Source organism: Ruegeria sp. F11 (genome assembly GCF_056533855.1).
Map to the genome: position 1 here is coordinate 1 of NZ_JBQFOW010000040.1, position 1338 is coordinate 1338.

Genomic DNA, 1338 nt, shown 5'->3' on the forward strand with positions numbered 1-1338 from the left:
TGTGTGGATGGCTCCTGCATTGCAAGAGATTTCTGTAGTTGCGATGGTCTGTCAGTACAGTCGTGTGTCCGGCCTGTTTGCGTGGCGGTTGCCACTGGCCCTGATGAGTTCCGCGAGCAAGGTTCCTATCGGCTTAACGACCTCAAGTGCCGCGACATTGGTCGGAGTGTCCTTACTCTTGGTTGACTTCGTTTCGCATCATCACATCAAGCGTCTTGCATCTCTTGGCAGGATCAACAGATCGGCTGCCGGTATTCCTGCTGTTTCGTCAGTAGCGCCCAGATGATCCGAGCGGATTTGTTGGCCATGGCGACTGTCGCCAGTCGGAAGGGCTTTTCGTCCAGAAGCTTCGCAGTCCAGGTGTCGGCTTTCTCTGGGCTGTTCTTGGCCATGAGCGCGCGCGACGTCATTCCGATGATCAGCAATTTTCGGATGTAACGGTCACCCTTCTTCGTGATCCGCCCGAGGCGCTCTCGACCGCCGCTGGATTTGTTCAACGGTGTCAGGCCCAACCAGGCGGCTAAATCGCGGCCAGTCTCGAACTGTTTTGCATCGCCAATGGTGGCAACAACAGCCGACGCGGTGATTGGTCCGATCCCCGGCATGCGCATCAACCTACGTGCATCGGCTTCCAGCCATGCATGTTGTTCGATCAGTTTGGTCAGCCCATCAACCCGCACATTGAGCCCGTTCAGTTGATGACACATCACACCAAGAATGCCGTCCGCGATCTCGGGCATCTCCAACTGGTCTTCGGTGCCGCGCTCTCGCGCGAACTTGGACACAGCTTCAATACCCGTCGGTAGGATGTGACCAAACTCGCGAAGGATACTGCGGATCATGTTTACGACCTGGGTACGTTGACGGACGACCAGATCGCGCGCCCGATGAATAGCAAGGATCGCCTGCTGGTCTTCGGACTTGATCTCGACGAAGCGCATGGTCGGGCGACGCACCGCTTCGCAGATCGCTTCTGCATCGGCTGCATCGGTCTTGCCGCGCTTCACGTAAGGTTTGACGTAGGCTGCTGGCATGAGCCGAACGTCATGGCCAAGCTCACGCAACTTGCGCCCCCAGTGATGGGATGATCCGCAGGCCTCAATACCAACCACACAGCGCGGCAATGTCTCGAAGAAGGCGATCAACTTCGCGCGTTTGATCTTCTTGTTGATGATCCGACGCCCCGTGGCTGAAACACAGTGCACCTGAAAAACGTCCTTGGCCAAATCCAGGCCCACAGTTTTTACTGTCATTGGGTGGCTCCTTTCCCAGCAGTCGATAACAACTGCACTTTGGCACGTTCGATACCGGTGGAGCAGGAGCCATCCACCTCATCCG

The 1338-nt window shown here is 56.7% G+C and carries 1 protein-coding gene; it reads right to left on the reverse strand.

What is annotated here, in order from left to right; translation table 11 throughout:
- Positions 1–233: 233 nt before the first annotated feature.
- Positions 234–1253: an IS110 family RNA-guided transposase gene (locus ACR0NJ_RS21230; protein WP_480819078.1), complete on the reverse strand. Its 1020-nt coding sequence runs from the start codon at positions 1251–1253 to the stop codon at positions 234–236.
- Between the last annotated feature and the right edge of the window lie 85 nt (positions 1254–1338).